This is a genomic window from Vibrio sp. ZOR0018 (assembly GCF_963865925.1).
Lineage (GTDB): Bacteria > Pseudomonadota > Gammaproteobacteria > Enterobacterales > Vibrionaceae > Vibrio > Vibrio anguillarum.
Window position 1 is genome coordinate 1 of the sequence record NZ_CAWMCN010000132.1, and the last position, 5,575, is coordinate 5,575.

A 5,575-nucleotide genomic window follows, 5' to 3' on the forward strand; every position below is an offset into this window, starting at 1 on the left:
TTTTGCACTAAAGTCGCCACGCGTTGGCAATCCCTCTTGAGCCGTTTGTTATGCAAATTCAATGAGATAAACCGAATTTATACGACCAAAAGCCACGATTGCAATGGTTGAGTGATTCAAGAACCACCCCAAACAAGAACTGTGATAAATGAGCCGCCAAAATAAAGTCCACCTTTCAACAACAAACCAAGCTTTTGAACCAGACAAACTCAACAAGCAAGACTTTCAGCAAGCACAAAATGCTCGATAACATTGTCCTTTCCACACTTTGCGCCCGCTGAATTGGCAGCAAGCCAACGCTAAAAATGATTGAGGCAAACCAAGAATCTTGTCTGTTTTACGGTTTGAGTTAACCACGAATCTGAGGGTGAAAAAGTTCATTTGCCGACAACACAAAACGAATAGCCGGAGAAATCCCAAAAGATTGAGCCCCTAAATTCACCTGAGTTGCATAACGCCCGGCTAAGGGGTTGACAACGCACCGCCGAACTCAAAAAACACACCTTAAACCCTGAACTTCAATTTTAAACTAAAGCCGCCACGCGTTGGCAATCCCTCTTGAGCCGTTTGTTAGGTACTTACCCAGCTCAAATTTTTGTGACATTTAGCCAGCAGAAAGACAATAAGACAACATCCAAGTTGCATATTGTCGTATTATGCGAGGAACCTAAAACAGATGAGACTGATGCATGGCATGCAACATAGATGTTAAGTTTGGATCGGCTAGTAAACGAGCTCTAAACGAAATTAAAGAAAAGAAAGACATGGCGAATGTTCTATCAATATTTATCGGTGCATCAGCAATGTTTGATATTTTTGCTGGCAACGGAGTAATTGGATCGTCATACAAAATAGCAACAACTGATTTTGAATTGTTAGCTAAATCAATGCAATCTTCTAATCCTATTTTAGTTAGACAAGTTGAAGATATTGCAATGAGAATGTATATGAATCCATCTATCTCCCGTGATGAGAAAATATTTTGGAGATGTCTCTATAATGAATTTAGATAAGAAAGCTTTACTATCAATATTACTATTGAGCTCAATATCAAATGCAAATGAGTTGTATGATTCGTATAAAAACTCTGTTGAACAATGTGTCGCTTCAGAAAATCAACGCCCTAAAGTTACAGCCTATGATGTTAAACAATTAAAGCCAGAAGATATTAATAATTATCTGATAACAATAAGAAATCAGCGTATTCAACAATGCTCAAACTCTTCGGAAATGAAAGCTCTAATCAACGAAATTGCCAGTTCAAAATCAGTAGATATAGATACACTTTCTGACCGATATCTTTCAATTTATCTTGAACGGCAGTTAAATTCCTTTTCAGAAGCTCAGAAAGAAAAACTAAGGAACATCGATCTCGCTCTAGCCGATAAAAGCTTAGAAACTGATCTAGTTGCACTTTGGGAAAAATTAAAAGAACAACAATAGACAAACAAAAGAAATTAAAAAACCAACTAAACTCATTACTTTAACCACGTCATCAGGGTAATGAGTTTGGATGTTTGGAAATAAAAACAAAAAATATGATATGGAGGGTATACCAACATAAAAGCTACCCAGATAAGAATTTAATGGTAATTCTGATAGAAAAGTTAAATCAACAGAATAAGCCACAAATGAAACAGTAAAAAACCAATCAAATCTAGAAAACTCTCTCCATTTGAAAAAGACCATTACTAAAGGTAAAAAAATCCATCCCATACTAAAATCCCCACATAAATTAAAGCCATACACTTGGTATCCTAACGCCGCGTTAAGTGGTGAGCAACGCTACCACCCTACCTAACCTATTGTGCCGTAAACACTAAAGCTGAATCAAACCGAAAATGCCGAGCGTTGGGAATCCGTCTTAAACGCTTTGTTATATGTTTGGTTACACCTTGTCCGCAAAATAGGCCATGATCTCTTCTGTAGTCATCTCCTTAGTATCGTTGGTAAAGCAATAATAGCTCGGTCGCATGTCACTAAAATACTGCATATCCATTTCTAACCCCTCTAGGTTTGGAAATAAACCTACCGGCATATTGTACTCACCTGTTTCTTTGAATTTATAAAATAGATGCGTTCCACACTCTATACAGAAGCCTCGTGATGCCCAAGAAGATGACTTGTACATTTTTACTTTATCTTCCCCCTCTAGTTTCACTTGAGTGCCACATTTCACCGCAAAGAAAGGAGCTCCGCCCCAAGTTCGGCATGATTGACAATGACAAACTGTAAACTTGGGATTGATGTTTTCTGCCGTAATTTTTACAGAACCACAAAGGCAGCTAGCCTCAGAATAAGACATTGAAATAACTCCTAAATTGATAAAAACATATAACGCCCGGCTAAGGGGTTGACAACGCACCACCGAACTTAAAAAACACACTGTAAACTCTGAATTTCAATTTTGCACTAAAACCGCCAAGCGTTGGCAATCCCTCTTGAGCCGTTTGTTATGCAAATTCAATGAGATAAACCGACTTTACACGACCAAAAGCCACAATTGCAATGGTTGAGTGATTCAAGAATCAACCCAAGCAAGAGCCGTGATAGATGAGCCGCCAAAACAAAGTCCACCTTTCAGCAACAAACCAAGCTTTTGAATCAGGAAAACTCAACGAGCTAAAACTTCAGCAAGTACAAAATGCTCGATAAACTTGCCCTTTCTACACTTTGCACCCGCTAAATTCACAACACGCCAGCACTAAAACCGATTGAGGCAAACAAAGAATCTTGCCTGTTTTACGGTTTGAGTTAGCCACGAATTTGAGAGTGAAAATCCTCATTTGCCGACAACACAAAACGAATGGCCGGAGAAATCCCAAACGATTGAGCCCCTAAATTTACCTGAGTTGCATAACGCCCGCTTAAGGGGCTGACAACGCTACTACCAAGTTTCCGCATAACACCGTAACCACCGAAATCAACGCACAATAAAAATGCCACGCGTTGGAAGTCCCTCTTGAAGCGTTTGTTAGGTGTTTTTAATCAGGGAAATGTGGATGTTCTTTAGGTAAGAAAAGACGTGCCGACTGTTCCGTAGAAACTTGGTGCAAATAGTTCTCTCGACAAAAACAAAAACCACACTCTCGTACTATGATTTTTTCTCGTATTCCATGGAAGTTTTCGGTAGCAGAGAATAATGCATTCTTCATTTCATTAAATGCATGAGTATCACCATAAATCTGGATTCTTGGGTCATCTACGGTGATTTGTTCCAAAGATGAAAACAGCACAGGTCGTCCAGGTTTTCGTATGGTGATCATTTTTTTTTGTCTTTCATACTGGTCCCAATTAGCCCTTAACTCATCAACACTCTGAAAGTAACGTTCTTCCGCCGGAACAGTTGCAGACCAATACATCGGATTGTTCTTTGTAATCCATACATCTACATTATCTTCAAGCAAAAAACTAATATTTAATTTAAACAGAACCGGACCATATAAATTCTGTCTCGGGAAATAACCATGTAAATCAGCTGTATCTAAAAACACATCGTCCCACACCTCGAACTCTTTATCCTCACCGTCTGAAGCTTGGACTGTTTGTGTCAAAGTGCTTCGTTCAATGTCACCTCGCGACAATAAACCACCAGATAGAATGAATGAAATGCTGGTAGCAACAGTGTTGGCATGATGGAGGTAGTTGATCGATTTTTCTTGGAAAAATTGATGAAGTTCAATATTGTCTAGTTTCATTGGCGTCATATCAAAAAGTTAACAGCTTCCAGAATATCATTCCGGATTAAATAAGACTACAGTTTCATAAACCAAAGCATTAGAGCATAGCGACACCTAACGCCCGCTTAAGGGGCAGACAACGCTACTACCAACTTTCCGCATAACACCGTAATCACCGAAACCAACGCATAGTAAAAATGCCGCGCGTTGGCTGTCCCTCTTGAAGCGTTTGTTAGGGGCGGGTTAGTACTCCCCTAAGACTATTATTTGATTACCTGACTTTTCGACAACGAACGTTATCTGCCGGCTATCATTTTGAAAACCAACAGAGCAGATTGCCATTAAGCCTGAACCACAGACAATTTCTTCATTTTTGTCGTCAATAGACTGTTCATGCTCTTCTTTAGGTAAGATCTTCCAGCCCTTGGCAAGAAGTCGACTCTTAACACTATCGTAGCTTTGCCCTTTATATTGAGATGTGTCTAGTTCTTCAGCAAAGCTAGAATTAGTCAAGCTAAGCACTAAAACGAGAAAAAAACCGAACTTTGAAATCAAACTATATATCCTCTACGCACATAAGCCCCTAACGCCGCATTAAGGTGTGAGCAACGCTACCACGAAACTTAACCTTACCACCGTAAACACAAAACCCAACGATGGAATGAAAAATGCCAAGCGTTGGGAATCACTCTTAAATGCTTTGTTAGGCTAATTTTTCGACATTACTTGGGTGTACTGGCATAAATCAGCATCGTAGTTAGCAAACATACTTGGCATTGTATAAGAGCGTGGCACACCTGACTCCTTGACTAGGTAATTATTACTGTCTGAATCAATAGATGAATAGTATTTTAAGCTTTCAGGCTTTCTATCATATATGTTCTCAGTAGTTCTTATGTCTACAATTTTCTGAAATGAATCAGGAAACGATGTGTCCCAATCAGCTAGACTGAGTGTTTTTCCATCGCTATTAACTTCTAGATACACGTTTGTAGCATCTACAATTGCTCTGTCTGCTCTACCATTTGAGTTTACAAACTCGACAGTCACAAGCAACTCCCCTAAATACAGCCTCATCGTGGGTTTACCGTTTTCAATAAGACCTATTATTGAGTCATCAAACACACCGGTTTCGATTATCATTGGTATTGCTTCAATTTCTTTAACCAACTCTTGTGGCAACTTAAACTGGTTAATAACAACTGTATTATTAATGTTTTTCCGAATCTTGACGGGGTTATTACACCCGTAGAGCATCCACCGGTGTTTGAACTCCCCGCCTGTTGTGTTGCGCCCAAACGCGATGACATTCTCAGAGTCAGATCGCGAAACATAGTTTGGCAACATTGAAGGGTGGCGTTCTATAAAATTGCCATTTGCAAGAAGCTCTTTGACTTCTCCAGATTTACCTAATTCTTCACCGATAGTTATTGGTAAAATATTCGGAACATCACCACCTAAATATACACTACTCACTTGATATGGAGTGTAAAATTCCATACTCACACGAGTAATAATTTCTTCATAGTCACCTTTATTATTGAAGATTAAGTAACTGCCTATCATCCCACTTTTATCGAGTGTAACTTTTTCCTGAGAACGAATAACATTCACAGAAAGTAAGTGTTCTTTAAAAATTTCAGCATCTCTAATAAGTAATAAAGGTCCAGTAATCAGTCCACCTAATGAGCCAAGAATAACTAAGATACCCACAAGAGTTTGAACACGCTCGTGTAAGTTAAGAGGGGTTAACAAACCCAACACTTTTTCTACAAAGGCTCTAAAATAATCATTCATGCTGTACCTCCATTAGCCTAACGCCCGGCTAAGGGGTTGACAACGCACCGCCGAACTTAAAAAACACACTTAAACACTGAACTGCAATTTTGCACTAA

The 5,575-nt window shown here is 39.1% G+C and carries 6 protein-coding genes; 2 read left to right on the forward strand and 4 right to left on the reverse strand.

Features of this window, described 5'->3' with window-relative positions:
- Positions 1–689 precede the first annotated feature (689 nt).
- Together AACR75_RS16065 and AACR75_RS16070 are read left to right on the forward strand one after the other, a co-directional pair.
- Positions 690–1,013: a hypothetical protein gene (locus tag AACR75_RS16065; protein ID WP_047691051.1), complete on the forward strand. Its 324-nt coding sequence runs from the start codon at positions 690–692 to the stop codon at positions 1,011–1,013.
- On the forward strand, positions 1,000–1,443 hold the full coding sequence (locus AACR75_RS16070; RefSeq protein WP_047691053.1) for a hypothetical protein: 444 nt from the start codon (positions 1,000–1,002) through the stop codon (positions 1,441–1,443). The genes AACR75_RS16065 and AACR75_RS16070 overlap by 14 nt, the downstream gene beginning before the upstream one ends.
- 445 nt (positions 1,444–1,888) lie before the next feature.
- Here the strand turns inward: AACR75_RS16070 and AACR75_RS16075 are convergent, their stop codons facing one another.
- The 4 genes from AACR75_RS16075 to AACR75_RS16090 form a co-directional block, all read right to left on the reverse strand.
- On the reverse strand, positions 1,889–2,305 hold the full coding sequence (locus tag AACR75_RS16075) for a GFA family protein (protein ID WP_047691055.1): 417 nt from the start codon (positions 2,303–2,305) through the stop codon (positions 1,889–1,891).
- A gap of 679 nt (positions 2,306–2,984) precedes the next feature.
- Positions 2,985–3,698, reverse strand: coding sequence for a hypothetical protein (locus AACR75_RS16080; RefSeq protein ID WP_156117131.1), 714 nt, complete (start codon positions 3,696–3,698; stop codon positions 2,985–2,987).
- A 225-nt stretch (positions 3,699–3,923) separates the two neighbouring features.
- Positions 3,924–4,235 (reverse strand): hypothetical protein, encoded by a 312-nt coding sequence (locus tag AACR75_RS16085; protein WP_052190352.1) that lies wholly within the window; start codon positions 4,233–4,235, stop codon positions 3,924–3,926.
- A 153-nt stretch (positions 4,236–4,388) separates the two neighbouring features.
- The gene (locus AACR75_RS16090) at positions 4,389–5,477 is read right to left on the reverse strand and encodes a hypothetical protein (RefSeq protein WP_047691063.1); all 1,089 of its coding nucleotides are present in this window, start codon (positions 5,475–5,477) and stop codon (positions 4,389–4,391) included.
- Positions 5,478–5,575: the final 98 nt, after the last annotated feature.